Origin of the sequence: Kosakonia oryzendophytica (genome assembly GCF_027886705.1) — a bacterium.
Taxonomy (GTDB): Bacteria; Pseudomonadota; Gammaproteobacteria; order Enterobacterales; family Enterobacteriaceae; genus Kosakonia; species Kosakonia oryzendophytica.
The window spans coordinates 3,775,348-3,801,260 of record NZ_CP115659.1 but is presented as its reverse complement, the minus strand read 5'-3'; the positions used below and the strand labels follow the sequence as shown (position 1 = coordinate 3,801,260).

Here is a 25,913-nt window from a genome sequence, read left to right as displayed (position 1 = left end):
GTTAACGGAAAGCCGCAAGGAAACGTTGCACCAGCGGTTTTGTTTCTTCTTTTCTCCATACCATGTGCAGCGTCACGTCAAGCGGTAGCCACGGCAGCGTAACGACTGTCACATTATCCGATGCAATAGACGCCAGGCTTTGTTGAATGAAGGTAAAACCCAGCCCCGCTTCGACACATGACAGCGCGGCCAGTGGCCCGCACACCTCCAGGCTGATGCGCGGCGTAAAGCCCTTTTTCTGACATGCCTCAAGTAAACGCCGGCGTGCTGCCGGGTTCAGGCTCTCTTGCTCTGCTATCCACGGATGATTATGCAGCCCGTCGGGCGTTGGATCGCGAAGGGCTTTCGCTTTCGGCATCGCCAGCATCACGGGTTCGCTGAAGATCTTTTTCTGACAAAAAGGCGCGTCTGCGGCGGGCGGCGTGTGTAAAAACGCAATATCAATGACCCGATCCTGTAGCTGTTCAAGCTGTTTTTTTGAACGCATGGCATGCAGACGAATGTCGATATCGGGTGATAAATCCAATGCGGCAAGAGTATCGGGCAGGAGGTGGGAGTGAATGGCGGCTTCGACATAGCCGATATCAATCCGTCCGGTATTCGCCCGACCAAGGTGCTTTCCATGTTCTTTCAGACGATCGTAGTGCTGAAGAAAAGGCCCCACTTCATCGAGGAATTTCTCACCTTCGGTCGTCAAATGGAGTCGCTTTTTCTCACGATGAAAGAGCACAACCCCGAGCTCATCTTCAAGGAGTTGAATTTGCCGACTCAGCGGCGATGACGAAATATTCAGCCTTTCTGCCGCCTGTCCTATGTGTTCAAGCTGGGCAACAACGGCAAACGAACGCAGCAGTTTTATGTCCACAACAAATTGGGTCTCAACTGGGTTAAAAATGACACTGGCCAGAGTGGATAGTTAACCTCAATATTATCGGCATGAACACTGAATACGTAACCTATTGAAAATAAACCATTCACACAGAGGAGTACGCTGATGTTTATTGTCATGCTGAAATATAAGACGTCGTTAAATCAGGTGGATGACGTTGTTGCAGCGCACCGCGCGTTTCTCGATGAGGGCTATGAAAAGAACTATTTTCTGGCTTCCGGCCCGATGAATCCGCGCAGCGGCGGCGTGATTTTAACCCGTGCGCTGCCGCGTACGACGCTGGATGCGGTTTTGCAAAACGATCCCTTTTACCGGGAAGGGATCGCCGATTATGAGGTCGTTGAATTCGACCCGGTCAAATGCACCGCCGGGATGACGGCTGCGCTGGCAAAATAGATCTGCACGGTGATAGCTGGGTGAGGGCACATCGCGTGCCCTTGCGTGTTAAAACACCGCCACATGCAAAACGGTGCGGATTAAGATGCCGACAATCGCGCCGGGCAGCGCAAAGCGAAACAGCCGGACAAAGCGGCTGGCGATGCCTAAAAAGATGCCGATGCCGGGTAAATCCAGCGTCTGTACCAGGAACCCCGCAGAGGCGTTGATTTGCTGTGCCGTGAGCTGGCCGTGCTGCACCATTTCAGACGCCACGCCAAAATAGGCGGTACCGCCTGCCATGCACTTAGTGAGTGCCAGCAGCACATACACGCTTGAGATATTGAAAAAGGAGAGTAACGGCGTCAGCAACGAGGTTAACGCTTCTACCGCGCCTGCGGCTTTCAGCAATCCCACCACGGTTAACGACAACAGCAGCATCGGCAAGGAACCCAGCGACAGACGAATCGCATCTGCGCCTGCGCCATTAATCACGGCAATCAACCCTGCGCGCGGTTTATCCCGCTGCCGCTCGCTCTCCTCGTCACGCAGCGTGACCTGTGAGAGTTTTCGCCCGGTCACATAATAGGTCAGGGTGGAGGCGGCCAGACCGCCGACCAGTGAAATGGCGATGGCCATTCCCCAGTGCAGACCAAACGGGGTGAGAGGATAAAAAACGTTCGCCTGACCCATCGCGAAAAGCATCGCCAGCGTTGCCGCCAGATGGCGGTCAGAGGCACCTCTTTTTTCCATCAGCGCCAGCGAGGCGAGGGGGGCAGCAAAACTGACAAAGTTAAGCTGGATCAGCGCAAAAATGCCCATGCCGCTGATGCCAAAGGGTTTCAGAAGTGGTGCAGTAAGGCGAACAATGGCATCCAGCACGCCTTTCTCTTCCAGGTATTTCATCATGATGAGCATCACCACCATGATCGGCAGCAAGGTATATAACGCGACATCTACCGAGACTTTGCCCGCCGCCATGATGACTTCAATGATATTCATTACTGACTCCGGTGACTGTTTTCACCGATATAGTACACCCGGCAACCGGCAGACAGGTCTGTTCAGGCCATTGTATTTACTTATTTTCTGTAAACGGGCGTGGCAGGAAAAAGGGCGCTCAGCGCCCTTGTCTTATAAAAAATGGATATGCTTTTTGCCGTGATCCGGTGAGATCTCAATACGCGCTTTTACCTGGAAAACGTCCGCCAGCATCGCTTCCGTTAACACTTCGTCCGGCGTTCCTCGTGCCACGATTTGCCCTTTTTGCATCACGATCAGCGCATCGCAGAACATGGCGGCATGGTTCAAATCGTGAATCGCGACAATGCTGGTCACCGGCAGTTCGCTGACCAGGCGCATCAGATGGATTTGATGGTGAATATCAAGATGGTTAGTCGGCTCGTCCAGCAAAATCTCACTTGGGGTCTGCGCCAGCGCACGGGCGATATGCACCCGCTGGCGTTCTCCGCCGGACAGACTTTGCCAGCCCTGTTCGCTGTGCTCCAGCATGTCCACCCTCGCCAGCGCCGCACTGACGATCTCGTCATCCTGATGGGACCAGGCGCTGAACGGTGAGTGGTGGGGAATCCGCCCCAGTTTCACCACGTCACGCACGCGGATATTAGCCTCCGTCGCCGCATGTTGCTCAACAAACGCCACGCGTCTGGCCAACGCTTTCTTTTTCAACGCCGCCATATCACTGCCATCAAGCATCACCTTGCCGCTATCCGGACGGCGTAGCCCGGCCAGAATGCGCAACAGTGACGATTTGCCAGAGCCGTTCGGGCCGAGCAGCCCCAGCGTTTGCCCTTTGGGCACCTCAAGGGAGACGTCGTTAACAATGGTTTTTTTACCGACCCGCCAGCAAAGGCGGCTTGCGCTAATGCTCATGCAAACCTCCTTGAACGATAAAGAATAATGGCAAAGAACGGCACACCCACCAGCGCGGTCACCACGCCAACCGGCAGGCTCTGCGGCGCGATAAGCGTGCGCGAGGCGATATCCGCCAGCACCATTAAAATCGCCCCGGCCAGCGCACAGGCCACCAATAGTTTCCGGTGCAGCGGCCCAATGAAGTAGCGCATCACATGCGGCACCACCAGCCCGACAAAGCCAATCGAACCGGCCATACTGACGATTGTCGCGGTAATCAGCGCGGTGACGGAAAAGAGGATCAACCGGACGATACCAACAGGAATACCCAGCGATGCGGCAGCATCATCACCGAAGGTGAAGGCATCCAGCGCTTTGGCGTGATACAAGCAGGCCAGTAATCCCAGGATCACGACCACCAAAACCAGCTGGAACTCCGGCCAGCGAACGCCGCTAAAGCTACCCAATAGCCAGAACATCACATCGCGGGCTTGTTGTGCGCTGGCCGACGTGCTGATGCTGTAAGCGGTTATCGCATTGAACAATTGCGAAGCGGCGACACCGGCGAGAATGGTGCGCTCATTGCCGCCGCGCGCACCGTTCGTCAGCACGGCGACAAACAGAAAGGCAGCAAATGCACCGGCAAATGCGCCTGCCGACAGTGACACCGCACCGGTACCGATGCCCAGCACCACCACCGACACCGCCCCTGTTGATGCCCCGGCGGAAACACCCAGCACATAGGGTTCCGCCAGTGCGTTTTTCAGCAGGCTTTGCAGTACCGCACCGCAAATAGCCAGTCCGGCACCGCAACAGGCGGCAACCAGTGCCCGACTCAGGCGGAAATCCCAGAGCACCGTTTCGTGAATGCGGTTTAACGGCTCGTGGGTGAGACCCAGTTTATTGCTCACCGCGTAAAAGGTGGTTCTGAGCGGAATCGCCAGTTCACCCACACCAACGCTGACGGCAATCACCAGCGCCAGTAATGCCAGCGAGAGCAGCAGTAACAGAATCAGCGGCGCATTTTTCAGCGCCGCCGTGGAGGGCGTGGTCATTTATCCAGCCCCAGCTTCTCCAGTTGGGCGGCAACCTGTTCTGCGCCGTACAGTGTACGAATCGTTGGGTTCATCGCCTGACCGTCCATCACCACAATATGTCCTTTTTTCACCGCCTCAAGCTGGCTGACTGCCGGATCGCTCTTCAGGAATTTGATCTTCTCTTCGGCGTTATCCAGTGCCCAGCGATTGCGATCGAGGCTGGAGACCACAATCACATCCGGGTTGGTGGCGATAATGCTTTCCCAGCCGAGCGTCGGCCATTCGCTTTCGGAGGTGACGGCGCTGTGCCCGCCCAGCAGGTTAGCAATGTAGCCCGAGGCGCTGTTCTTACCGCCGACATAGGCGTCTGCAGACGGGGAGGCGCTGGAGAACCAGAACACGAAGGAGAGATTTTTCTTGCCGTGGCTGAACTGCTTGCGCAGCGCCTCTTCGCGCTGTTTAAACTGCGCGATCAGCGCGTCGCCGCGTGCCTGCACGTCGAAAATTTTCGCCAGATCGTCAATCTCTTTATACAGCAGCGACGGGTTCCACAGGGTGTGCCGGCTACCATAGATGTCGCCGTTATCCTGTTGGGTGGCGCACACGCCAGGAGAGAGATAGCTGTTTGCGCCAATGGCGGCGAAATCTTCACGCTTCGCCACTTTGCTGTCTGGCCCCAGCAGGATCGGCAACTGCGCGGCCACAAAGTCCGGTTCCTGCGCAATGATCGACTCAAGCGTAGGGATCTCAACGGTCAGCACTTTGACTTTTGCATTCTGCGCCGCCAGCTGCGGTAGGACTTTGGTCGGCCAGAACGCGCTGGCGACCATTTTATCTTCCAGCCCCAGCAGCAGCATGATTTCCGCTGTGTTTTGCCCAAGCGCGACCACCCGCTGCGGCGCCTTGTTGAAAGTAACCTGGACACCGCAGTTATCCAGCGTCAGCGGATAATGCGTGGCTTCTGCCAGCGCAGAAGCGGTGAAAAGCATCCCCAGTGCAAACAACGATTTTTTAAACAGTGGCATCAGCATGACCTTTATGATTATTAGCATTGTAAATGAAAATCATTCTAATGCCGGCTCTTATACCGAGCGGCAGAATGCTTGTCAATACGGGGGATGGGGTCGGCGTTCTCTCTTTTTTAAGATGTTGGAAAGGGTTGCCAGTGTCGTGCGAACCCGGTATTAAAGTCACCTTTGCGCCTTCCTGACAGGGTTAACGATTTCTGCATGCATGCTCATTTTTCTGCCCCGACGAAAGGGACATCGCCTTATCTGCTTGCCGGTAGCCAGCTTATTTTCAACATCGGCTTTTATGCCGTGGTGCCGTTTCTGGCGATCTTTCTGCGTGATGATTTATTGCTGTCGGGGTCGCTGATTGGCCTGATCATTGGTTTACGCACATTCTCTCAGCAGGGGATGTTTCTGCTCGGCGGAGCGCTCGCCGATCGTTATGGGGCACGGGTGATTATTCTGTGCGGCTGTCTGGTGAGAATCAGCGGTTATTTGCTGCTGGCGTTGGGTGACGCGCTGACGCCGGTGGTGTTGGGCGCGTGTTTAACCGGTGTGGGCGGCGCGCTGTTCTCCCCGGCGATTGAAGCCTTACTGGCAAAGGCGGGAACGGAAAGCGAAAAAGCGGGAAAACGCAGCCGCGCCGAGTGGTTTGCCTTCTTTGCCATTTGCGGTGAACTGGGCACAGTGCTCGGGCCGCTGCTCGGTTCCTTGCTGGCCGGCTTTGGCTTTCAGCGCGTGGCGCTGGCGGGGGCTGGGGTATTTGTTATCGCCTTGCTGGTGCTGTTTTTCTGCCTGCCGCGTACGCAAGGCAAAGCAGAGACATTGCAGGTGTTGCCGTGGTGGAAAACGTTTCGTAACCCGCGGTTTGTCGCCTTTATGCTGGCCTGGAGCAGTTATCTGTTTAGCTACAATCAGCTCTATCTGGCGTTGCCCGTAGAACTGACCCGCTCCGGCAGTAGTGAAAAAACGCTTGGCCCGCTGTTTATGCTGGCCTCGATATTGATTATTACCTTACAGATGCCGCTGGCGCGTATCGCCCGCCGTATAGGTGCGGCGCGCATATTACCCATCGGATTTGCGCTGCTGGCCGCCTCGTTTGTTAGCGTGTCGCTCTTTGCCGCGTTCCCCGCGACGGATAACTGGCAGCGCCACCTGCCTGCCGCGTGCATGGTCACCTTGCTCACACTTGGGCAGATGTTGATTGTCCCGGTGGGGAAAGATTTGATCCCGCATTTTGCAGGCGATCAGAACCTTGGCGCACATTACGGCGCGTTGTCGTCGATGGGGGGGATCACCGTGCTGCTGGGGAATTTCTTGCTGGGTGGGCAACTGGATAATGCGCTGACGCCTTCCGTTGAGGCCAGCATTGCGTGGCTATGGCTGGCGTTGTTGCCCTTACTCAGCGCGCTGGCGATGGTCGTTATCTGCCGACCATTCCTCCACCGCGCCTGAGTGCGGTATCAGACGCCGGGCGAGGCGTAACCGCCAAGGATAAACCACGCCAGAAAAGCGACCGCGACAATAAAAACCAGAATGGGGAAAGCAATGCCGATTCTCATACACCCTCTTTACGCTGTTGACCGGCATTAAGCCGTGAGAAGCCGCGTCGTCTGCGGCGAGACAACGTTAGCACAACGGCGGGCAAATTTATCGTTTCAGGCTTCAGAAACGGCTGTAATTTGCCTGTTCAACGACAATTTTTAAGAAACTATTCGCGATATTGTCCCGAAAGTATTTCTCCTGATCGTGACTCATCAGAAAGCCTTGCCAGGTTTTTGGCGGTACGCCCAGATACTGCTCGACGCGTCCGTTACTGTGTTCAAGTTCAAGCACGCTGGAATTCGGATCGTACCCGGCTGCTTTTAGCGCACGACAGCTCAAAGGGTGTCTTTTCATGGTCATTCATCCTGCAAACATCACTGTTAAAAATACCTCCCTCCTATCGGCAGGTTGTCGTGAATATTTACAGTCAGCGCAAGGATTTACCCCAACAAGATTTGGTAGGATTGTTTTGTGCAACAATGCGGCAAAAGTTTCGTTAAACGATCGGATGGGCATATGGACAGGGTCATGGCGGTAGTGGTGTTTAATCGTATTTGCGAACTGGGTAGCCTGAGCGCCGCGTCGCGTGCGCTGGGCATTTCGCGGCCTATGGTGAGCCGCTACCTGGACGAGATGGAAAAATGGGCCGGAGCGCGGCTTATCCACCGTTCCTCCCGCCGTCTGACGCTGACCCCGGCAGGGGAAAATACGCTTCTTCGTACGCGGCAACTGACGCCGTTGTTTGAGGATATTGAACAGCAATCCACGCGCGAAACGCCTTCCGGCACGTTACGCATTGCCTGCGCTCACTTTACCGCCAGCCACATTGTCGGGCCGGTGCTGCCTGCATTTCTCGCGCGCTATCCGGCGTTAAAAATTGAAATTGATATTAGCCCTCAACCCGTCAACCTGATCGGTGAACGTATTGATCTGGCGATCCGCATTACCAATAATCCTGAGCCTGGCGCGATTGCGATGCGTCTGGGTGAGTGCCGATCGGTACTGTGCGCCTCTCCGGACTATCTTCGCCTGCATGGCGTACCGCAGCGTGCGGCGGATCTCGAACAGCATAACTGCCTTTATTACAGCGGCTTCGCCGGTCAGACATGGCACTTTACCGACAGCGCACAAACTCGCTTTACGGTGCTGGCAAACGGTAACCTGAGCGCCGGGATTTCGTCGGTATTGTGCGATGCGGCAGTGGCCGGATGCGGCCTGGCGCTGGTGCCGGAACAGGAAGCCCGTGAGGCGCTGGCACGCGGGGCGCTGGTCACGGTGTTGCCGCACCTTGAGCCGCAGCGACTGGGCATTTATGGTTTATATCAATCTCGCGAGCACCAGCACGCGGCATTAACGCTGTTTCTGGCGGCGGTTGCAGACGCATTGCGGCACACCACCTGACCGCGCTAATGCAGAAAACGGGGCAATGTGCCCCGTTTGTTACCACTTCATTTCGCCGGTATTCACTTTGGCGCTCAGTGTCAGCGAACTCTCTTCCGCAAGATGCGGCCAGTGCTGCGTCATGGTTTTGATGACTTCCGCAGACGACCGATGGGTCTGCAATGCTTGTTCAAAGCGTTGCAGGTAATCCGCCGTGAAGCGAATGGCCTCATCTCCCGCCGGGCGCGCGCCCAGATAGTGACCAGGGATCACCTGCTGAGGTTTAAGGCGCTGCATTTCACTCAATACCTGGCGCCATTCGGCACGGGCTGCTGGCGTTTGCGTGTCTGCTGTCCAGACATGGATGCCGCTGGAAACGGCGGTGCCGCCAAGGATCGCGTTATTGGCCGGGATCCAGACATAAGCGGCATAACTGTCCGGATGGCGAAGTTCCAGTGTTTCTCCATCAACCGTGAAGCGCGCAGAAGCAACCGGTTGGGGGACGGTGAGGGTCTGTGGTGCGCCTTCTTTCATTTGTGGCCCCCAGAAGGCCAGCTTCGCGGCTTTGGTCTCCTCAATATGTTTTACCACCTGCGGCGAGGCGACGACGCTCACCTGCGGGAAGGCTTTAACAATCGGTTCAAGACCAAAATAGAAATCCGGATCGCCGGAGGTGATCACGATCTCTTTGAGGGTTTTCCCGCTGGCTTTAATCATCTTCACCAGTTTTTCACCGTCCTGTACGCTGAACTGCGCATCGAACAGGATCGCCTCTGTTGGCCCGGAAACCAGCGTGGATGAGACGGCAAAAATGCCGTTTTCCTGGGGGTTATACATCTCCAGGTGTAAAGGGGCGGCAGCGGCGGAAGTGGCTGCCAGCGTCAGTAGTATGCCGGCCAATGTGCGGTTCATCGGTGATATCCTCAGGTCTTTGTTTTACAGATGCGGCCTATTTTAGGCCGAACGCTGGCGATGAGAATTCCTGAAACGAGATATGCTGGGTTTCATAAATCGATCAGATACAGGCTAATGCGGTTATCTTCGCTTGCGCGGAAATCTCGCTCATTTATAAGCAGAAAGGGTAAAGCGATATACCCACCGGGTTACGGGCTGGTTTATGATGGCGCGGTTGCGATACTTTATGTCTCACAGCACAATTATCTGTCACAGCAACCTGGATTGGCTAAATAATTATGATGGGCTTTGTTTTGATTGGTATGTTATTCGTTTTAATTGTTTGTTCCTTTTATAAGCATACACAAATGTTACGCGCCAGAGAAATGGGAGGCGTACGGCGAACGCGGAAAAAGAGTGGGTAATTATACGTTCATGTATGGTGGTTACGTTGCATAAAAAGCACATGTGACTTTAACATTTGTTGGTCAGAACAGGAAAGGCATCAGCAATCTGCTTGCTGATGCCTTAATGTCGTTCCTGCTGTTGAGTCAAATATCGGTCATAACATTTCTTGAGCCAAATCATGACAGCAAAGGGTGCGGCACGACAGGTGAGAAATGTTAATCCCTATACAAGTTATATTGAAAATTCAGGATACCATTTTATATTTATATTCTGGGAAAAAACCGGACTGCGTGTAGCGTGTTTCATCGTCGCTTGAGGACAGTTCGCAATCTTCAAACGAAAAGATACTGAAAGCATAGAAAATATCAATTTTCGAATTGGCGGAAATTTTCTTTTTGATATTGTCCTTGTGTGAGGAAACGGTTTTTTTGTTGATTTTTAATAGGTTGGATATGTCATCGTCACTTTTTTCAAAAATCATCTCTTTCAGTATTGCAACTTCCTGACGGCCAAGCCTGACCGTTTTAACGTGGCTGCTTACGCGGCCATATATAAACTCAGTAAGTATATCCAGTAATACCTCTACCGGTATTTTATCCGGTATAACTATTACGGGGGAATCGACCAGCGTAAACGGTGTAAAATGGCCTTTGGTGACAGCCAGAATATACCGACTGGAATACGGAGCGGTAAAGTTAATGGCAACCTGTAAACCGCTGCCGTGTCGTATCTCTTTGGCGAGTTGAATAATACCTTTCTTTGTGTATGAGCAGTTTATTTTGCATAATATGACGTCTATTTTTCTTTCCATGTTACACCCTCCCGGAGCGTCTGGAAATTTGCCTGTGTAATTTATAACTTGCCTTTTTAATGGCTATTTTGGCGTTCTTATCTTTCTTCTTTGATCTGTATCATATCGTTTAAATGTTGTTAACTGAGGATATTCTTAAATTTCATTTTGTGACAAATTGTGAAATACCCTCCAGTTGTGAAAGAAACTGAGGAATCTCCCAATTGTTTTCATATTGTCAAGGAATGTCTTAATTTGCGATCCGCTTCGGAAATACCGTTTTAGAGTAATTACGAAATTAATAAAAAGTGAGGCGAGCATTATGTTACCTGTAAAATGCATTATTTTACTTTTCACTTTAACACTGACAGAAATTTGTTACGCCGCGCCGGCAGAAAAAGGCACCGCCGCCGGGAGTCAGGCGTCGGACATTGCAATTGGCAGTTCTGCATTAACCGGCACGGCTATCGTTGTGGGCGTTGCTGGCGTGCTTTTATTATCGATGGGGGGCGGCAACGATGGCAGCACCACCTCGACAAATACCAGTACCACCACCACGACCTCGACCACACCGTAAAAGCGGTGAGTCAGCGCGGTTTATGCGCTCTTTTGTTGTCCTACCAGGGATGACCGTTGGCAGACCGACGTCTGCCTTTTTTATGGTTCCTCCTGCGGGTCAATGCGTGGTTGCGTGCTGTTTCTGTCGGCTACCCATCTTTTATATTGTGCAGGCGTCATGCCCATAAGCTGGACGAATGCTTTTCTGAACGCCGTATCCTCACTGTAACCGCACGCCGCGGCGATATGCCGGATATTGGCGGTGGGGTTTTCCAGCAACAGGCAGGCAGACTCAATGCGAACACGGGTAATAAAATGCCTGGGGCTTTCCTGCGTTAACCCGGCCAGCTTGCGGTGCAGCGTGCGTGGGCTCAGGTTCAGTGCGCTGGCGAGTTGTTCCACCGTGATGGCCGGATTGTCGTAGCGAATCAGTTGTTCCGCCCGCAATAGCATCGGGTCAATGGCATTCAGAAAGCCGCGTGGCGCATAGAGCTGCTGTGAGAGAGGCTGACTGTCAGCGACGGCCATATCAGCGGCAATACGCGCCGCGTCTTTTCCCGCTTGGCGACGAATAATATGCAGCGCCAGATCGGCCCAGGATAATGGCCCGCCAGTGGTAATGATGTTGCCATCTTCAACCAGCGGCTTTCCCCAGACCATTTTCGCGCGCGGGTAACGCTGGCGGAAGGTGGGATACAGCCACCAGGTGGTTGCACAGGCTTTGCCATCCAGTAAACCCGCTTCACCCAGCATATATCCCCCGGCGCAAGCACCGCCAATAATCGCCCCCCGTTGGTACTGCGCACGTAGCCAGTCGGCAGCCGTGTTGATGGGACTGGCGGGAAGCCTGTCCGTCCCCAGCGCCATACCACAGGCGAGGATGATGTCGGGGGCGGGCACGCTGGCAAATGCATGATCCACCGGAATCGTACGCCCTTGCGCATCGCGCACTGGTTTGCCGTCATGGCTGACAATGATGCTGTCAAAGCGCGGATGCGGAAAATCGCCCTCACCGGCAGGTAGTGACTGGTTGGTGATCCAGAACATATCCGCCAGGCCGGTTACCGCGGACATCATGCTGCCCTCCGTGGCGATAATGGCAATCTGCATGACTGTTCTCCTGAATTGGCGGGTTTTGCCTGTTTATTGTCAATTTCGCCATCTTACCATAGCTTTTCGCCGTGCATAAAATAGCGTCATCTTGTTGAAAACGTGACCAGTACAGGTCGGGGGCGGGTATGTTGCATCGTTTACGCGGTTGGGGAAGGGCCATGCTGTCTTGTGCCGTGTTACTGGGGGCGGTTTCGGGTGTGGCGGAGGCGGCAGTGATTAAAAACATCGTTCTGGTGCACGGTGCGTTTGCCGATGGCTCAGGCTGGTCAGCGGTTGTTCAGCGGTTACAGGGCAGGGGTTACCACGTCGCGGTAGTGCAAAACCCGTTAACCTCCCTTGAGGATGACGTCCGGGCGACAGAGCGCGTGCTGGATCGTCAGTCGGGCAACGTCTTGCTTGTCGGACACTCATGGGCAGGCGCAGTGATAAGCCAGGCGGGCAATAGCCGCAACGTGCGCGGGCTGGTCTATTTATCGGCGTTAGCACCGGCGAGCGGAGAGTCGGTTAACGGCTTGCTCGACAGACTTAAAGCACCAATGCGCGGTTTAACGCCCGATGCCAATGGCTGGGTCTGGTTAGACGATCCGCAACAATTCCACACGGTGATGGCGGGCGATATTCCGTTAGCGAAAGCACGCGAACTGGCGGCGGTGCAGCAGCCCATCAATGTGGCCGCCTTTCAGGGAACGGTGAGCCATGCTGCCTGGGAAAATAAGCCCTCCTGGTATCTGATTACGGAAAATGATCGCGCATTAGCGACCCCGGTACAGACACAGATTGCGCAGCAGATGCAGGCCCGCGTCTCGCGACTTTACTCTTCGCATCTGTCGATGATTTCTCACCCCGATGCCGTGGCGGATTTTATTGATGCTGCTGCGCAATCCTTCAAATAAACATGACTGAATGTATAACCGGAGAACATCATGAAGATCCTGCATATCGACTCAAGCATTCTGGCGGAGGATTCCGTTACCCGCCATCTTTCCGCCGAAACCGTGAGGAAAATAAAAGAAAAATACCCCAATGCGCAGGTCACCTATCGCGATGTGGTGCATCAGCCCATTACGCACTTAACTGCGGACATTGCCGCGGGGTTTCGTCCGGTTGGCGGTACAGACGCATCGCAAACGCTGCCCGAACATCAGGTGTCACAGGCGCTGGTGGATGAATTTCTGGCCAACGAGCTGATTGTGATTGGTGCGCCAATGTATAACTTTTCCGTTTCCACCCAATTAAAGGCATGGTTAGACCGCATCGCCCAGCCGGGAAAAACCTTTCAATACACCTCCACAGGCCCGGTAGGGTTGGCGGGGGGAAAGCAGATCATTCTTGTTTCGGCGCGCGGAGGTTTTTACTTACAGCCGCCCTTTGCCGCATTGGATTTTCATGAAAAATACCTGCAAGGCTTTTTTGCCTTCCTGGGTATTCAGGATCTCTTTTATATCCGGGCGGAAGGGATGTCCAAAGGGGAAGAGGTTAAGCGTCAAAACAGGCAAGATGCTCTCGCGTCTATTGATTCGGTTATCGCTGCCCTGCCACCCCAATAATTGCTAAGGATGCCATCATGTTATATGCCATTACTCTGAAATACGGCAGCGATCCCGAGGCATTAGGCCACCATCTCGGTGCGCACAAAATCTGGCTGGCGGAGATGATCAAAAAGGGCAACGTCATTTTTGCCGGGCCGCTACAGAATAAACAAGGTGGGTTTATTCTGGCCTATGCCGATGAACTGACCGCGCTGGAAAAAGAGATACACCGCGATCCTTTTGTGACATTCGGGCTGGTGGATGTCGATATTCTGGTCGTCGATCCCGCTGTCTGTTCGTCTGCCTTCCCTGACGTCTGGGCCACAAACGCGAAAAAAATCTGACTGAGCGGAAAAGAGGGGAGTGCAACGCCCCCTCTTTTCCCGCATTTCAGAGGAATAATGACTGGCAGTGCCCTCGCCTCGTTCGTTTATATTGTCTGTGTGTTTATCCTTTTTCGGTGCTCACTTTTCACGTTTGCTGAGTGCTAACCCATCGCTATTTCATATTTTCCGCGCAGGTTGGGGCTTCGTATAGTGAATCAGCACAGCCTGAACGCTCTTCGTTGGGGAACAGATGAAATAATATGAGGGATATATGCCAACCATGAAACCCATCTCTCTCGGTGCGTTATTGGGCACCGGATTTGCCGCCATTATTATTATTAGTTTTCTGGTCGCTTTTTTTGGTCGTAGCGCCTTATTAAATACCAGCCAGCATATTCAGTATTACGAGAAATACCATCTGACTAACCTGCTGGCGATGCAGGAGCTGAAAGATACGCTCAACAACGCCACCAAGGCGACCTTTATCATGGTGTTTCAGGATGATGCCGATAAGCAGGACGTTGAAGAGAAAGTGACCGCTGCGTCCATCACGCGGATTGAAGCGCTGGTGGCGCAGTTGCAGCAAACGATTCAGGGCGGTGAACTTCAGCAGAGGCTGGAGAAGGTCAAACAGCGCCAGACGGAGTACGTAGCGCTGGTGCGCCAGACCGTCAGTATGGCGAAAAACGGCCAGATGCTGGATTCGCAATCGATGGCCGTGGATAAACTCCAGCCGGCGCAAGCGCGCTTGTTTGATGAGATCTCCGCCATGATCGCCCGTCAGCAGGCCAGCACCACCTCGTCGGCAACCGCCACCACAAGCAGTGCCCGGACATCCGGCGATCTGTTGCTGGTCTGCGCGGCTATTGCGGCGCTGCTTGGCGTGGCGATTGCTTGGTTTGCCACCCGCTACATTAAACGGCAGCTTGGTGGAGAACCGGCCTATGCATTGCGTGTGGTGCGCGATATTGCCGAAGGTAATCTGGCTACCCGTGTGACGCTGGCGCCGGGAGATAGCCGCAGCCTGCTTGCCGGTATGGAGGCGATGCGACAAAGCCTGAGTCGGATTGTGACCGAGGTTCGAGAAAGCAGCGAACTGATCTCCAACGGCGCCAGCGGTGTCGCGCTGGGTAGCGCCGATCTCAGCCAGCGTACGGAACAGCAGGCGGCCAGCCTGCAACAGACGGCAGCCTCAATGGAGCAAATCGGGCAGACCATTCGCCAGAATGCGGACACGGTACGCAGCACAAACCAGCAGGCCACGGCCGCCAGTGCGATTGCTGCCAAAGGTGGTGAAGCGATTACCGATATTGTTCACACCATGGAAGAGATCAGCGACAGTGCGCGCAAAATCAGCGAAATTATTGCAGTTATCGACGGCATTACTTTCCAGACCAACATTCTGGCGCTGAATGCCGCCGTCGAAGCCGCGCGCGCAGGGGAGCACGGGCGAGGGTTTGCGGTGGTGGCCGGGGAAGTGCGCTCGCTGGCACAGCGTTCCGCCACGGCGGCCAAAGAGATCAAAGGGCTTATTCAGGCCAGTCTTGAGCGGGTGGACAACGGTTCCGCGCTGGTGAATAACGCGGGCGAAACCATTGGCGAGCTGGTGCGGCAGTCGTATCAGGTGGCGGAAATGATCAACCAGATTGGTACCACCACTCAGGAGCAGGAACTGGGCGTGGGGCAGGTGAACGACGCCATTGCCCAACTGGATAAAGTGACCCAGCAAAACGCAGCGCTGGTGGGGGCATCCACCATGGCGGTAGACAATCTGCGCGATCAGTCGCAGCATCTGGTTGCGCTGATGAGCGTGTTTCGTACCGATCAACGGGGAACTGACAACACGCCGCCCCGTAATCAACCCACCCGGCTGGTCTCTGCGCTGGCGGATGCCTGACCTCCCGGAGCCTGCGCGGCCAGCGTGTCGCGCAGGTTTAACAATTCTGACAAAATTATCATTTTCTCGTCACTTTTGAGTCAGTATCCCTGCGTTAAGGTGGAAGCTCCTTTTGAAGGAGGCTTCAATCATGGGTATGCAACACACTGTCATACATGAGATCCAGCAGTGGATTGATGACAACCTCGACCGACCGCTGCGAATTGGCGATGTCGCCATGCGATCGGGCTATTCAAAATGGCACCTGCAACGCCTTTTCCAGCAAGTGATGCAGGTGCCGTTAGGCATCTACATTCGCAATAAGAAGCTGGAAAGCGCCGCACAGGAACTGCTCAGCACCGAAGCGTCGATCATGACCATCTCAACGAAATACGGTTATGACTCACAGCAGACGTTTACCCGGACGTTTGCCCGCAAATACCATATGCCGCCCGGCGTATGGCGGCGGCATCATCAGCAGTAACCTCCTGAACCGTGCGACAGGTGATTAATCACTGGCTTATGTCCTTGCGTTAAAACACGAAAAAAATGTCAGCAAATTGTCAGTCCCCAGGCGCTAGAATCAGGCCTGGGGTTGTGCTTACGGCAGGTGCCGAAAAGTTGAAGGAGGCACGCAGATGAAGCTGCTGTTAATTGAAGATGAGGAGAAAACCTCCTCCTATATCAATCGGGCGTTAAGTGAACAAGGGTTCACGCTGGATGTGGTGGCTCACGGGGGCGAAGGGCTGCATATGGCGTTGGAGTACGATTATGATGCCATCGTGCTGGATGTGATGTTACCCGGCATGGACGGTTACCAGATCCTTGAACGCTTGCGCGCCAGCAAACAGACGCCAGTGTTAATGCTCTCCGCCAGGGGTTCGGTGGAAGAGCGGGTTAAAGGGCTGCGTCATGGCGCAGATGACTACCTTCCCAAACCGTTCTCCCTGATTGAACTGGTGGCGCGTATTCAGGCGCTGTTACGTCGTCGCCCCGGCGATGGCGCCGATATCACCCAATTACATATTCACGATCTGCATCTCGACCTGCTGGCCAGGCGTGTAACACGTGGCGGCGAGCGGTTGGAACTGACGGCGAAAGAGTATGCGCTGTTAAGTCTGCTGGCTCGCCATCAGGGCGAAATCTTGTCGAAGATGATGATTGCCGAACAGGTGTGGGACATGAACTTCGACAGCGACGCCAACGTGGTTGAAGTGGCGATCAAACGCTTGCGCGCGAAAGTCGATAACCCTTACCCGATTAAACTGTTACACACCGTGCGCGGCATGGGCTATGTGCTGGAAACCCGTCAGGAGAGTAAAGCAAGTTGATCTCTTTCTCGGTATTGAAACGATCGATTGCCGGGCGGATGGCGTTACTGTTCGCCGTGGCCTATATCTTTGTGGTCATCACCTTCGGTGTGGTACTGCGAAGTTCGCTGTATGAATCCCTGCAAAGCCAGATGCACAACGAATTGTTGTTTCGCGAGTCGCTCATGACGCCGTGGATTGAAAATCGCCACAACCTTGAGGGCTGGCCGACGCTGGAAGCGAAATTTACCACGCTCTCCACCTCGGAAGGCGGGCGGGTAAAATACTGGCTGTTGAGTAAAGACGCGCGCTTTGATATGGGCGGCCCGCCGCCAACCGGTGTGAACTGGGCATCGCTGAAAGACGGTTTTAGCACCGCACCGGGTAAGACGGAGCTTTCCTGTTTGCTGTTCCTTTACTCGCGCGAAATTCCGGCTAATGGCGAACGCCCGGCGCTACGCTATGTGGTGGCGATAGACTCCACGCCCTATATGGGTACGCTGTATGAATTTACCTGCACGCTGGTGATCATCAGCATTGTCGGGGTGATGTTTATTGCCCTGCTCGGGTATCTGATTGCCCGCAACGGCATGCGCCCGGTCAATATGCTGAGCGAACAGGCGCAGCACCTGGCACCGGGAAATCACGGGCAGCGCTTGCAAACCTGTACACTGCCGGATGAACTGCAAGCGCTGGCGGTCTCCTTTAATGGTGCGCTGGAGCGCCAGGAAGTCGCCTGGCGGCAACTGGAAAGTTTTAACGCTGATGTCGCGCACGAACTGCGTACGCCGCTCACCAATCTGATTGGGCAAACACAACTGGGGCTGTCGCGCCCACGTTCCGTTGCCGAGCTACAGGATTTGTTGGAATCCAATCTTGAAGAGCTGGAGCGCATGACCTCGATTGTTAATGACATGCTGTTTTTGTCGCATGCTCAGGCCGGGGAACATGCGACCCAGTTAACGACCGTTTCTCTGCGGGAAGAGACTTATAAAACCTTCGAATATGTGGAACCCTCATTTGCGGAGAAAAACCTGTGTGTACAGGTCGAAGGGGACGTGACGGCCTCTATCGATCGGCGCTTATTCCACCGTTCGCTGGCGAATCTGCTGGAAAACAGCGCCCGCCATGCACCGCCGGACAGTACGGTGATCGTCCGGTTGAACAGTGTCGAGCACCATGCACAGGTGGCGGTATCCAACGTCGGCGAGGCGATTGCCAGCGAGCATCTGGAGCGTTTATTTGAGCGTTTCTACCGTGTGGATGCATCCCGTACGCACAGCGATACCCACCACGGACTGGGGCTGTCGATTGTCAGAGCGGTTGCCAATATGCACCGTGGCGATGTGTTTGCCAGTAGCCAGAATGGTATGAATACATTTGGTTTTACCCTGTCGCTGGGCTAAGGCGCTAATGACGCTTTGCCCGTCAACAAAAAGGCCGTAACGGGTTGCGTCACGGCCTTTTTTTCCGTTTGTCCGTCGGTTATTTATACAGTTCAGCCACGCCGAAATATTTGTCATCACCGCCAGCGGAAATGATTTTATAGCTGCTGGCACCTTGTTGAGCGGCTTTTTTCGCCAGTTGATGTTGCACATCATGCAGCGTGTCGACACCGGCAACGGAAACGCTGCCAATCGCGGTTAAACCCGTATCGGTGGTCACTTCGCTGGCAGCCCACGATGCTGTCGAGAAAATAACCATCAGTGTTGCGAAAACCTGTGCGTGTACTTTTTTCATGTTACCACCTCATTATTTAATCGGGCCAGAACAGGCTCTGACGGAAGTCATTTTACCCCCCGAGGCTGACAATTCTCTGACGTGAAAATAACGAAGCTGTCAGATAACAAAACTAAACAATTCTTTGAATAAACAGAAATTATGCGCAAGAAAAAGGCGGCTTGCGCCGCCTGTTTTTTAGAACTGATACACCATCCCGACCGCGACAACGTCATCGGTGTTGATACCCGCAGCCTGGGTGAATGCACTGTCGTCAATCAGGTTGATTTTATAATCAACGAACATATTGAAGTTTTTGTTGAAATAGTACGTCGCACCTAAATCAACATACTTTTCGATATCCTGATCGCCATAATTCGCTCCGGCGGAATTAGAACCAATATTTTTACCTTTCAGTGCGTTATACGCCACAAAAGGTTGGAGGCCAAAGTCAAACTGATAGCTGGCATACGCCTCAAAAATCTGCGATTCGTTAGCATAACCATAAGCGCTGGTGGTATCAGAGGAGCTACCAAAGCGTGAGGCGTTATAGGCCTGAGTAAACATCGCCGCTAAATAAATATTATTGGCATCGTATTTCAGTGCGCCGGAATAGGCCTCGGCACGATCGCCGTCACCCAGAATATTCGTGGCGGTATTCTGTTCCTGCGTGCGTTTCGCACTGGTCATAGCACCCACAACGCTGACGCCTGCGCCAATTTTATATTCCAGCGACATACCATAACCGTCGCCATTCTGGCGCAGTACATTACGTCCGGCACCGGATTCACCATTGCCGTCATTTTTACCCTGATATTGCAGGGAGAAGTTCAGACCGTCTACCAGACCGAAAAAGTCGGTATTGCGGTAGGTCAGCATGCCGTTGCCGCGGCTAAACATAAACTGATCGGAGCCGTAGGTCATGCCGTCAAATTCTGGCTGCATGTCGGTATAACCCAGTGAGTCATACAAAATACCTTTGTTACGGCCATAATCGATGGAACCATAATTGGCGAATTTTAAACCGGCGAATCCATAACGGGTGCGCGGTGTGTTGGTGTCGCCTTCGGATTTATTGGCGTCAATATGCATCTGCCATTGGCCATAACCCGTTAATTGATCATTAATTTGCGTTTCACCACGGAAGCCCAAACGCATATAAGTTTGGTCTCCATTCCAGCTGCTATTATCAGAAAAATAATGTTCGGCGGAGACTAAGCCATATAAGTCTAACTTATTACCATCTTTATTGTATATTTCCGCGGCCTGTACTGACGAGCACAGCACGGCAGCAGAGATCAACAGACTCAGTTGAGAAATTTTCATTTTAATAAACCCTTAGAGATTGCCACTGTTTTTTAATAGCAACAGAAATACGCCACCATTGATGAAAATGGTTCATGGCTAATTCATGTTGTATGGCATTGTTTAGCACCTGAAATTGTGTTCTGTAAATCTTTAAATTATTTTTAGCACAGATTGATAAATATCCGCTGTGATTTTTATGAACTTATTCAAAGCGCACAGATCGCTAATTTTTTTGTGAGGTGGATCGGGTAATTTGAAGCGGCTTTATTAACCTCATTGCATTTTTTTGCTGTTTGTTGCCCGCTTTGTACCTTTGTTCGGGGGTAATTCCCCGGTTTTTATTGGTAGAATGTGCGATTGAATTTGCAGGGTTGGTTGATGATTTTTGTTAAATGAAAAGAGTGGATTTTTAATTATTAAATATCCACCGCTGCTGCATGGGTATTTTAATGGGTACTGATCGGCTGGCAGATATGAAAAGGGTCAGAAATGGGTCTGGATATATCAATAACTCGACGATGTTATCGTCACTGCGCGTTCGCGAAGTTAATGGTGACGTTGACAAGTGCGACGATTACGCAGTTTTGTTAATTAACTCTATGAGTGTGATTCATTAATGGGAAGGAAAAATTGGGTGTTATTCTGAAAATAAGAGGGAGACGCCAGAACAGGCATGCTTTCATTCCCGGACTAGTGAATTTTATACATATATTTAATGCCAGTTGGTGTGTAGCATAACGCGTATTGCCGTTGTCTGAAAAAGAGACCGCCATGCTAAAAGATAATTTTAACGATCTGTTTTATTTAATTATGGTGGCGCGGGAGCGTAGCTTTACCCGGGCTGCGGCAAAATTAGGTGTATCGCAGTCGGCGTTAAGCCATGCTATTCGCGGTCTGGAAGAACGTCTGCAAGTCAGATTACTGACGCGCACCACCCGCAGCGTTGCCCCCACAGAAGCGGGCGAGACGTTAATTAATAGTATCAGCCCGCGTTTTCGGGAAATTGAGGAACAACTGATTAGGCTGACCGACCACAGCGATCGTGTTGCGGGTAATATTCGTATTACCCTCGGTGAGCATGCACTTCATTCTACGGTGTGGCCTGCGCTGAAACCGTTTTTAACCACCTACCCGGACGTCAAGGTGGAATTCACCATCGACAATACGCTTACGGATATTGTCAGCGGGCGTTTTGACGCTGGCATCAGGCTGGGCGAACAAGTGGCCAAAGACATGGTGGCGGTGCGAATCGGCCCTGACTGGCGCATGGTGGTGGTCGGGGCACCGGACTATTTCGCGCGTCACGGTAAGCCACAAACCCCGCATGAACTACAGCATCACAACTGTATTAATATGCGACTCCCCACGCTTGGCGGACTGTATGCATGGGAGTTTTCCAAAAACGGGCAACCCCTTCGCGTGCGGGTAGAGGGGCAGCTAACGTTTAACGACCTGGCATCAAGGGTGGATGCCGCTATCAGTGGTATGGGGCTGGCGTTGGTGCCAGAAGATTGCGTCGCTGTGGCGCTGTCACAAGGCCAACTGGAGAAGGTATTGGAGGCCTGGTGCGAACCCTTTCAGGGCTATTTTCTCTATTACCCGAGCCGCAGACAGCACACTGCCGCATTTGCCCATCTGATTGAGGCACTTCGCTATCCAGTGCGTTGATTATGCTGCGTTAGTCGGGATATCGTTGGTCCACTTGGTGGCGAGTTTGATCAGTTCTGCCACCACGCTGCGGTTGAAGCCCAGGCGGTGACCCAGGGCGCTGACCTCTTCCCAATTGTGGTTTTCATACAGCTCGACCAGATGCAGGTAGGGGTAAAGCGGGCCTTTTTTCTCTTTCAGCGCCATCGTTACGTTCACGGAAATGTCTATCTGGCCTATCAGGTCCGCCATCGGCATTTCAAAGATACTGTCGAGTTGGGAAAATAGCCCGACGATGAACGCATCATCGGAAGAGTGACGGCCAACGGAACGTGCAGACGCCAGTTCGCAGAACTTCGCCCGGATCAGGCTTTGATGGTAAATATCGTCGGTTTTTTCTTTGTTGACAGAAGTCAGGCAGGAGACCAGCACAAAACGACGCAACTCGTTTGCGCCAAGATAAAAAATAACGTCTTTTAGCGACTGACTGCGGAAATTTTTCACCCCACGGGCGTTAAAGACGATATTTTGCGCATAGCGCATGATTTTGAATGACAGTGCCAGATCCTGCTTGAGCAACGCTTCAATTTTGCCAAAATCCGGTGAATCTGCATTCACCTCTTTCATCAACTTTAAGGTGATCGACTGGTTCTGAATCAGTCTGTTCGCGGAGTGGATCACCGGCTTGCTGAAAAAATGCCCCTGAAACAAGGTGCAGCCCATATTGCGGAAACACGCATACTCTTCCTGTGTTTCCACTTTTTCCGCCAGAAATACCGTGTCTTTGAGCAGCTCGCCTTTGCTGGCGATATAAGTGCGAATTTCTTCCGGCGTATTCAGCCGAACGTCGAATTTAATAATGCTGACATAGGGCAAAAAGGCATTCCAGGTTTCGCCCAATTCAAAATCATCCAGCGCAATGCGAAAGCCGTGGGCATAAAGCTTTTTTACCGTACTCAGTAGCAGAGGCGTAGGCTCGGCGGTTTCCAGAATTTCGACAATCACGCGATCTTTTGGCAGTGTTTCCGCCATACCCTGCACCAGCAGCTCATAGGGAAAGTTAACAAAGATGGCGCTGTACTCTTTCAGGCGACCCAATGGTGCGCCAAGAAACTGTTCGACAATGATTTGGGCAGTCGCGTACTCCGGAGTAACGTCAGGGAACCGGTTTGTCATGCTATCTCTGAACAACAGTTCATAGCCGACTGTGTTCATATTTTCATCAAAAATCGCCTGACGCGCGACAAACGAGAACATTCTCTACTCCACTCCACACATGCCTGCAAAGCTAAAAACCCGGGTAATGCGCTAACCTGAACCGGTCAACCTTCGTTATTTTTATTCAGGGTCAAATGGAAGCCTGGACGAAAATAACGAAGACGCAAGTCGGACTTAGGGAAGGCAGTATCTTTTGTAAACTTCTGAAGAATTTAAGTCAAATTCCGCAGGTGAGAATAATACATATTTAGGCTGTTTTTTGGTAACTTTTGACAATGTGCGCAAAAAAATAACCCGGCTGCATGCAACCGGGTTCGGGTGAGGTGAAACGGTTATTTTAGCGTGTGGCCACGCCCGCACTTTCCAGCATGGCGTGGAGCAGAACATTCGCCCCGGCGGCGACCTGTTCCGGCGACGAATACTCAATCTCGTTATGGCTGATGCCGTCTTTGCATGGAATGAAAATCATACCGGTGGGGGCCAGCATACTCATATACACTGCGTCATGCCCGGCACCGGAAACAATGTCCATGTGCGAATAACCCAACTGCTGTGCAGCCAGACGCACTGCCTCTTTACACTCCGGGTGGAAGGGGGCCGCGGGGTAGTGCGACACCAGCTTCAGTTCTATGTTCAGCCCGGTTTCTCCGGCAACTTGTTGGATATAGGTTTTCAGGGCGGCATCCATCTCATCTACCGCGGCATCGGTCATATTGCGAAAATCAATGGAGAACTTCACGCTGCCGGGCACCACGTTACGGCTGTTGGGATGGACCTGCACCATGCCCACCGTACCGCGTCCGTGCGGTGCGAAAGCGTTAGCGATGGCGATGACTTCCTGCATGATGCGCGTAGAGACTTGCAGCGCATCCTGGCGCATTGCCATCGGGGTCGGCCCGGCGTGAGACTCCATGCCGGTAACGATGCAGTCGTACCAGCGGATCCCCAGTACCGCCTGCACCACGCCGATGGCGATATCCTGATCTTCGAGAATCGGCCCCTGTTCAATATGCGCCTCAAAATACGCGCCAATCGGGTGTTGCCCCGGTCGGGCCTCACCCGCGTAGCCAATCCGCAACAACTCCTCTTCGACCGTTTTACCTTCGGTATCCGTCGCGGCATAGGCGACTTCCAGCGGAAAGATCCCGGCAAAGACGCCGGAGCCCATCATTACCGGTACAAAGCGCGATCCCTCTTCGTTGGTCCAGAACACCATTTCTACCGGTGCTTCTGTTTCAATGGCGTTATCGTTAAGGGTGCGGATCACTTCCAGCGCGGATAACACGCCAAAGTTGCCGTCGAATTTCCCACCTGTGGGTTGGGTATCGATGTGGCTGCCCGCCACGATCGGCGGCAGGGTATTGTTGCGTCCGGGGCGACGCATAAAGACGTTGCCGATTTGGTCAATCTCAACCGACAGCCCGGCGGCTTTGCCCCAACTGATGACCAAATCGCGGCCCTGTTTGTCGAGATCGGTCAGCGTCAGGCGGCAACAACCGCCTTTCGGCGTTGCGCCAATTTGCGCCAGATCCATCAGCGATTGCCACAGGCGCTCGCCATTAATGCGTAGATCGCGGGTATCCGTTTTATAAGGTGTTGTGGAGATCACTTCGCTGCTCATCGTCTTCCTCCTCGCTTTACATCGATTAACGGGCTACGGCCTGCGGGGCGCGCTGGCGCTCCCATGCTGCAGCGGCGCTGAAGTCCGGGCCAAAGGGGGGCCTTTTGATATAGCGCCCGGTGCCTTCGCGGGCGCGCAACTCACCGTCTGCCCACACCACCACGCCCTGGCTGATGGTATACGCGGGCACGCCGGTGACCACGCGGCCTTCAAAGATATTGAAATCGTTACGTGAATGGTGGCTGCTGGCGGACAGGGTCTTACTGCCTTGCGGATCCCACAGCACCAGATCGGCATCCGCCCCCGGTGCAACACATCCCTTGCGGGGATAGATATTGAACAGCCGGGCGGTATTGGCCGAGGTGATGGCGACAAATTCGCTGGGGGTCAGGCGACCGCTGTTGACGCCGGCATCCCACAATACGGCCATACGTTCCTCCACGCCGCCGCAGCCGTTAGGAATTTTGGTGAAGTTGTCGAGGCCGGCGGCTTTCTGGCTGGCGCAGAAGGTACAGTGGTCGGTAGCGGTGGTGTGTAACTGGCCGGATTGCAAACCGTGCCACAGTGCAGCCTGGTGCGATTTATCGCGGAACGGCGGGCTCATCACGTGTGCCGCGGCGAATGAAAAATCCGGGTGACGATAGACGCTGTCGTCAATCACCAGATGCCCGGCCAGCACTTCACCATAAACCCGTTGGCCGCGGCCGCGTGCGCGGGCGATCGCCTCGGCGGATTCCCGGCAGGAAACATGCACCACATAAATCGGTACGCCCATAATACTGGCGACGGTGATGGCGCGGTTGGCGGCTTCCCCTTCCACTTCTGGTGGGCGCGAGAGCGGGTGCGCTTCCGGGCCGCTGATCCCCTGTTTCAGCATCTCCTGTTGCAGTAACCAGACCATTTCACCGTTTTCCGCATGCACCGTGGGCATCGCTCCCAGCTCCAGGCAGCGGCGGAAACTGTTCATCAGCGTTTCGTCATCGCACATGATGGCGTTTTTATAGGCCATAAAGTGCTTAAAACTGTTTACGCCTTCTTGCTGCACCAGCGTGCCCATATCCTGGCGTACGCTCTCATCCCACCAGGTGATAGCAACATGGAAGCTGTAGTCGGCGGCAGCGTTTTCCGCCCAGCCGCGCCACTGCTGGTAGGCCTCCATTAGCGGCTGTTGTGGATTGGGGATCACAAAATCGATGATCGTGGTGGTGCCGCCCGCCAGTGCAGCGGCCGTTCCGCTGTAGAAGTCATCTACAGTGGTGGTGCCCATAAACGGGAAATTCATATGGGTGTGCGGGTCAATGCCGCCGGGCATCACATACAGGCCTCCGGCATCGACGGTCTCAGTCATTGCAGGCAACGCCCAGAGTGAAGCATCGCCCACAGCCGCTACCACACCGTCAACGCACAACACATCCGCACGGCGCTGGTGATCGGCATTGACCACCGTGCCACCTCTAATCAACAGATTACGCATTCTTGTCTCCT

27 protein-coding genes are annotated in these 25,913 nt (G+C 53.5%); 12 read left to right on the top strand and 15 right to left on the bottom strand.

All coding sequences use genetic code 11. The features are described 5' to 3' along the window. Window position 1: 1 nt before the first annotated feature. On the bottom strand, window positions 2-865 hold the full coding sequence (locus O9K67_RS18480; RefSeq protein WP_061496932.1) for a LysR family transcriptional regulator: 864 nt from the start codon (window positions 863-865) through the stop codon (window positions 2-4). A gap of 129 nt (window positions 866-994) precedes the next feature. On the opposite strand from O9K67_RS18480, the gene O9K67_RS18475 reads away from it, so the two are divergent. Continuing rightward, on the top strand, window positions 995-1,285 hold the full coding sequence (locus O9K67_RS18475; RefSeq protein WP_061496931.1) for a YciI family protein: 291 nt from the start codon (window positions 995-997) through the stop codon (window positions 1,283-1,285). A 48-nt stretch (window positions 1,286-1,333) separates the two neighbouring features. On the opposite strand, the gene O9K67_RS18470 is transcribed toward O9K67_RS18475, so the two are convergent. The 4 genes from O9K67_RS18470 to eitA all read right to left on the bottom strand — a co-directional run bounded on the left by O9K67_RS18470 (window position 1,334) and on the right by eitA (window position 5,201). Further along, entirely contained in the window at window positions 1,334-2,266 is a 933-nt protein-coding gene (locus O9K67_RS18470) for a nucleoside recognition domain-containing protein (RefSeq protein ID WP_061496929.1), read from the bottom strand. 132 nt (window positions 2,267-2,398) lie between these two features. Further along, complete coding sequence (gene eitC, locus O9K67_RS18465) at window positions 2,399-3,157, bottom strand: siderophore ABC transporter ATP-binding protein EitC (RefSeq protein ID WP_061496927.1); 759 nt, start codon at window positions 3,155-3,157, stop codon at window positions 2,399-2,401. Beyond that, a complete protein-coding gene (locus O9K67_RS18460) occupies window positions 3,154-4,194 on the bottom strand; it encodes a FecCD family ABC transporter permease (protein WP_061496925.1) in 1,041 nt (346 codons plus the stop codon). Before O9K67_RS18460 ends, eitC begins: the two co-directional genes overlap by 4 nt. Beyond that, a complete protein-coding gene (gene eitA / locus O9K67_RS18455) occupies window positions 4,191-5,201 on the bottom strand; it encodes a siderophore ABC transporter substrate-binding protein EitA (protein WP_061500094.1) in 1,011 nt (336 codons plus the stop codon). The genes O9K67_RS18460 and eitA overlap by 4 nt, the downstream gene beginning before the upstream one ends. Window positions 5,202-5,405: 204 nt before the next feature. Between eitA and O9K67_RS18450 the strand changes: the two genes are divergently transcribed. Continuing rightward, the gene (locus tag O9K67_RS18450; RefSeq protein WP_061496923.1) at window positions 5,406-6,641 is read left to right on the top strand and encodes an MFS transporter; all 1,236 of its coding nucleotides are present in this window, start codon (window positions 5,406-5,408) and stop codon (window positions 6,639-6,641) included. Window positions 6,642-6,649: 8 nt separating this feature from the next. On the opposite strand, the gene O9K67_RS18445 is transcribed toward O9K67_RS18450, so the two are convergent. Together O9K67_RS18445 and O9K67_RS18440 are read right to left on the bottom strand one after the other, a co-directional pair. Then, a complete protein-coding gene (locus O9K67_RS18445; RefSeq protein ID WP_139109644.1) occupies window positions 6,650-6,748 on the bottom strand; it encodes a YoaK family small membrane protein in 99 nt (32 codons plus the stop codon). A 103-nt stretch (window positions 6,749-6,851) separates the two neighbouring features. Beyond that, window positions 6,852-7,085, bottom strand: a complete 234-nt coding sequence (locus O9K67_RS18440) for a KTSC domain-containing protein (RefSeq protein ID WP_061496922.1) — start codon at window positions 7,083-7,085, stop codon at window positions 6,852-6,854. 162 nt (window positions 7,086-7,247) lie between these two features. Between O9K67_RS18440 and O9K67_RS18435 the strand changes: the two genes are divergently transcribed. After that, on the top strand, window positions 7,248-8,132 hold the full coding sequence (locus O9K67_RS18435) for a LysR family transcriptional regulator (protein WP_061500091.1): 885 nt from the start codon (window positions 7,248-7,250) through the stop codon (window positions 8,130-8,132). A gap of 39 nt (window positions 8,133-8,171) precedes the next feature. Here O9K67_RS18435 and O9K67_RS18430 read toward each other — a convergent pair whose 3' ends face one another. Together O9K67_RS18430 and O9K67_RS18425 are read right to left on the bottom strand one after the other, a co-directional pair. Next, entirely contained in the window at window positions 8,172-9,023 is an 852-nt protein-coding gene (locus tag O9K67_RS18430) for a Vmh family MBL fold metallo-hydrolase (RefSeq protein WP_061496920.1), read from the bottom strand. A gap of 634 nt (window positions 9,024-9,657) precedes the next feature. Beyond that, complete coding sequence (locus O9K67_RS18425) at window positions 9,658-10,224, bottom strand: LuxR C-terminal-related transcriptional regulator (RefSeq protein ID WP_061496918.1); 567 nt, start codon at window positions 10,222-10,224, stop codon at window positions 9,658-9,660. Window positions 10,225-10,525: 301 nt separating this feature from the next. Here O9K67_RS18425 and yjbE point away from each other — a divergent pair, with 301 nt between their 5' ends. Then, window positions 10,526-10,780, top strand: coding sequence for an exopolysaccharide production protein YjbE (gene yjbE, locus O9K67_RS18420; protein ID WP_061496916.1), 255 nt, complete (start codon window positions 10,526-10,528; stop codon window positions 10,778-10,780). A gap of 80 nt (window positions 10,781-10,860) precedes the next feature. On the opposite strand, the gene O9K67_RS18415 is transcribed toward yjbE, so the two are convergent. Further along, complete coding sequence (locus O9K67_RS18415) at window positions 10,861-11,871, bottom strand: GlxA family transcriptional regulator (RefSeq protein ID WP_061496914.1); 1,011 nt, start codon at window positions 11,869-11,871, stop codon at window positions 10,861-10,863. 128 nt (window positions 11,872-11,999) lie between these two features. Between O9K67_RS18415 and O9K67_RS18410 the strand changes: the two genes are divergently transcribed. The 7 genes from O9K67_RS18410 (at window position 12,000) to O9K67_RS18380 (ending at window position 18,321) form a co-directional block, all read left to right on the top strand. After that, the gene (locus tag O9K67_RS18410) at window positions 12,000-12,767 is read left to right on the top strand and encodes an alpha/beta hydrolase (RefSeq protein ID WP_061496912.1); all 768 of its coding nucleotides are present in this window, start codon (window positions 12,000-12,002) and stop codon (window positions 12,765-12,767) included. Between the two features lie 30 nt (window positions 12,768-12,797). Next, the gene (locus tag O9K67_RS18405; RefSeq protein ID WP_061496910.1) at window positions 12,798-13,421 is read left to right on the top strand and encodes an FMN-dependent NADH-azoreductase; all 624 of its coding nucleotides are present in this window, start codon (window positions 12,798-12,800) and stop codon (window positions 13,419-13,421) included. Window positions 13,422-13,438: 17 nt separating this feature from the next. Beyond that, a complete protein-coding gene (locus tag O9K67_RS18400; RefSeq protein ID WP_061496908.1) occupies window positions 13,439-13,747 on the top strand; it encodes a YciI family protein in 309 nt (102 codons plus the stop codon). A 262-nt stretch (window positions 13,748-14,009) separates the two neighbouring features. Beyond that, entirely contained in the window at window positions 14,010-15,626 is a 1,617-nt protein-coding gene (locus tag O9K67_RS18395; RefSeq protein ID WP_271044615.1) for a methyl-accepting chemotaxis protein, read from the top strand. Between the two features lie 130 nt (window positions 15,627-15,756). Further along, entirely contained in the window at window positions 15,757-16,089 is a 333-nt protein-coding gene (locus tag O9K67_RS18390; RefSeq protein WP_061496904.1) for a helix-turn-helix domain-containing protein, read from the top strand. 154 nt (window positions 16,090-16,243) lie between these two features. Then, window positions 16,244-16,936: a heavy metal response regulator transcription factor gene (locus O9K67_RS18385; RefSeq protein WP_061496902.1), complete on the top strand. Its 693-nt coding sequence runs from the start codon at window positions 16,244-16,246 to the stop codon at window positions 16,934-16,936. A 38-nt stretch (window positions 16,937-16,974) separates the two neighbouring features. Then, window positions 16,975-18,321, top strand: a complete 1,347-nt coding sequence (locus O9K67_RS18380) for a heavy metal sensor histidine kinase (RefSeq protein ID WP_061500087.1) — start codon at window positions 16,975-16,977, stop codon at window positions 18,319-18,321. A 79-nt stretch (window positions 18,322-18,400) separates the two neighbouring features. Here the strand turns inward: O9K67_RS18380 and O9K67_RS18375 are convergent, their stop codons facing one another. Together O9K67_RS18375 and ompC are read right to left on the bottom strand one after the other, a co-directional pair. Continuing rightward, a complete protein-coding gene (locus O9K67_RS18375; RefSeq protein ID WP_061496900.1) occupies window positions 18,401-18,655 on the bottom strand; it encodes a YdgH/BhsA/McbA family protein in 255 nt (84 codons plus the stop codon). Window positions 18,656-18,832: 177 nt separating this feature from the next. Further along, on the bottom strand, window positions 18,833-19,960 hold the full coding sequence (ompC, locus tag O9K67_RS18370; RefSeq protein WP_061496898.1) for a porin OmpC: 1,128 nt from the start codon (window positions 19,958-19,960) through the stop codon (window positions 18,833-18,835). 753 nt (window positions 19,961-20,713) lie between these two features. On the opposite strand from ompC, the gene O9K67_RS18365 reads away from it, so the two are divergent. Then, complete coding sequence (locus O9K67_RS18365; protein WP_061496896.1) at window positions 20,714-21,610, top strand: LysR family transcriptional regulator; 897 nt, start codon at window positions 20,714-20,716, stop codon at window positions 21,608-21,610. On the opposite strand, the gene O9K67_RS18360 is transcribed toward O9K67_RS18365, so the two are convergent. The 3 genes from O9K67_RS18360 to hydA form a co-directional block, all read right to left on the bottom strand. Further along, window positions 21,611-22,846, bottom strand: coding sequence for an EAL and HDOD domain-containing protein (locus O9K67_RS18360; protein WP_061496894.1), 1,236 nt, complete (start codon window positions 22,844-22,846; stop codon window positions 21,611-21,613). Between the two features lie 298 nt (window positions 22,847-23,144). After that, a complete protein-coding gene (locus O9K67_RS18355) occupies window positions 23,145-24,428 on the bottom strand; it encodes a Zn-dependent hydrolase (protein ID WP_061496892.1) in 1,284 nt (427 codons plus the stop codon). Window positions 24,429-24,453: 25 nt separating this feature from the next. Then, complete coding sequence (gene hydA / locus O9K67_RS18350; protein WP_061496890.1) at window positions 24,454-25,902, bottom strand: dihydropyrimidinase; 1,449 nt, start codon at window positions 25,900-25,902, stop codon at window positions 24,454-24,456. Between the last annotated feature and the right edge of the window lie 11 nt (window positions 25,903-25,913).

Bases quoted from the DNA above. Each gene is read 5' to 3' on its own strand.
- O9K67_RS18405 (WP_061496910.1), top strand. From the start codon at position 12,798: ATGAAGATCCTGCATATCGACTCAAGCATTCTGGCGGAGGATTCCGTT.
- O9K67_RS18410 (WP_061496912.1), top strand. From the start codon at position 12,000: ATGTTGCATCGTTTACGCGGTTGGGGAAGGGCCATGCTGTCTTGTGCC.
- yjbE (WP_061496916.1), top strand. From the start codon at position 10,526: ATGTTACCTGTAAAATGCATTATTTTACTTTTCACTTTAACACTGACA.
- O9K67_RS18440 (WP_061496922.1), bottom strand. From the start codon at position 7,085: ATGAAAAGACACCCTTTGAGCTGTCGTGCGCTAAAAGCAGCCGGGTAC.
- O9K67_RS18470 (WP_061496929.1), bottom strand. From the start codon at position 2,266: ATGAATATCATTGAAGTCATCATGGCGGCGGGCAAAGTCTCGGTAGAT.
- O9K67_RS18445 (WP_139109644.1), bottom strand. From the start codon at position 6,748: ATGAGAATCGGCATTGCTTTCCCCATTCTGGTTTTTATTGTCGCGGTC.
- O9K67_RS18355 (WP_061496892.1), bottom strand. From the start codon at position 24,428: ATGAGCAGCGAAGTGATCTCCACAACACCTTATAAAACGGATACCCGC.
- O9K67_RS18380 (WP_061500087.1), top strand. From the start codon at position 16,975: ATGGCGTTACTGTTCGCCGTGGCCTATATCTTTGTGGTCATCACCTTC.
- O9K67_RS18360 (WP_061496894.1), bottom strand. From the start codon at position 22,846: ATGTTCTCGTTTGTCGCGCGTCAGGCGATTTTTGATGAAAATATGAAC.
- O9K67_RS18390 (WP_061496904.1), top strand. From the start codon at position 15,757: ATGGGTATGCAACACACTGTCATACATGAGATCCAGCAGTGGATTGAT.
- O9K67_RS18395 (WP_271044615.1), top strand. From the start codon at position 14,010: ATGAAACCCATCTCTCTCGGTGCGTTATTGGGCACCGGATTTGCCGCC.
- O9K67_RS18385 (WP_061496902.1), top strand. From the start codon at position 16,244: ATGAAGCTGCTGTTAATTGAAGATGAGGAGAAAACCTCCTCCTATATC.
- hydA (WP_061496890.1), bottom strand. From the start codon at position 25,902: ATGCGTAATCTGTTGATTAGAGGTGGCACGGTGGTCAATGCCGATCAC.
- O9K67_RS18435 (WP_061500091.1), top strand. From the start codon at position 7,248: ATGGACAGGGTCATGGCGGTAGTGGTGTTTAATCGTATTTGCGAACTG.
- O9K67_RS18400 (WP_061496908.1), top strand. From the start codon at position 13,439: ATGTTATATGCCATTACTCTGAAATACGGCAGCGATCCCGAGGCATTA.
- O9K67_RS18430 (WP_061496920.1), bottom strand. From the start codon at position 9,023: ATGAACCGCACATTGGCCGGCATACTACTGACGCTGGCAGCCACTTCC.
- ompC (WP_061496898.1), bottom strand. From the start codon at position 19,960: ATGAAAATTTCTCAACTGAGTCTGTTGATCTCTGCTGCCGTGCTGTGC.
- O9K67_RS18375 (WP_061496900.1), bottom strand. From the start codon at position 18,655: ATGAAAAAAGTACACGCACAGGTTTTCGCAACACTGATGGTTATTTTC.
- O9K67_RS18460 (WP_061496925.1), bottom strand. From the start codon at position 4,194: ATGACCACGCCCTCCACGGCGGCGCTGAAAAATGCGCCGCTGATTCTG.
- O9K67_RS18365 (WP_061496896.1), top strand. From the start codon at position 20,714: ATGCTAAAAGATAATTTTAACGATCTGTTTTATTTAATTATGGTGGCG.
- O9K67_RS18425 (WP_061496918.1), bottom strand. From the start codon at position 10,224: ATGGAAAGAAAAATAGACGTCATATTATGCAAAATAAACTGCTCATAC.
- eitA (WP_061500094.1), bottom strand. From the start codon at position 5,201: ATGCCACTGTTTAAAAAATCGTTGTTTGCACTGGGGATGCTTTTCACC.
- O9K67_RS18415 (WP_061496914.1), bottom strand. From the start codon at position 11,871: ATGCAGATTGCCATTATCGCCACGGAGGGCAGCATGATGTCCGCGGTA.
- O9K67_RS18450 (WP_061496923.1), top strand. From the start codon at position 5,406: ATGCATGCTCATTTTTCTGCCCCGACGAAAGGGACATCGCCTTATCTG.
- O9K67_RS18475 (WP_061496931.1), top strand. From the start codon at position 995: ATGTTTATTGTCATGCTGAAATATAAGACGTCGTTAAATCAGGTGGAT.
- eitC (WP_061496927.1), bottom strand. From the start codon at position 3,157: ATGAGCATTAGCGCAAGCCGCCTTTGCTGGCGGGTCGGTAAAAAAACC.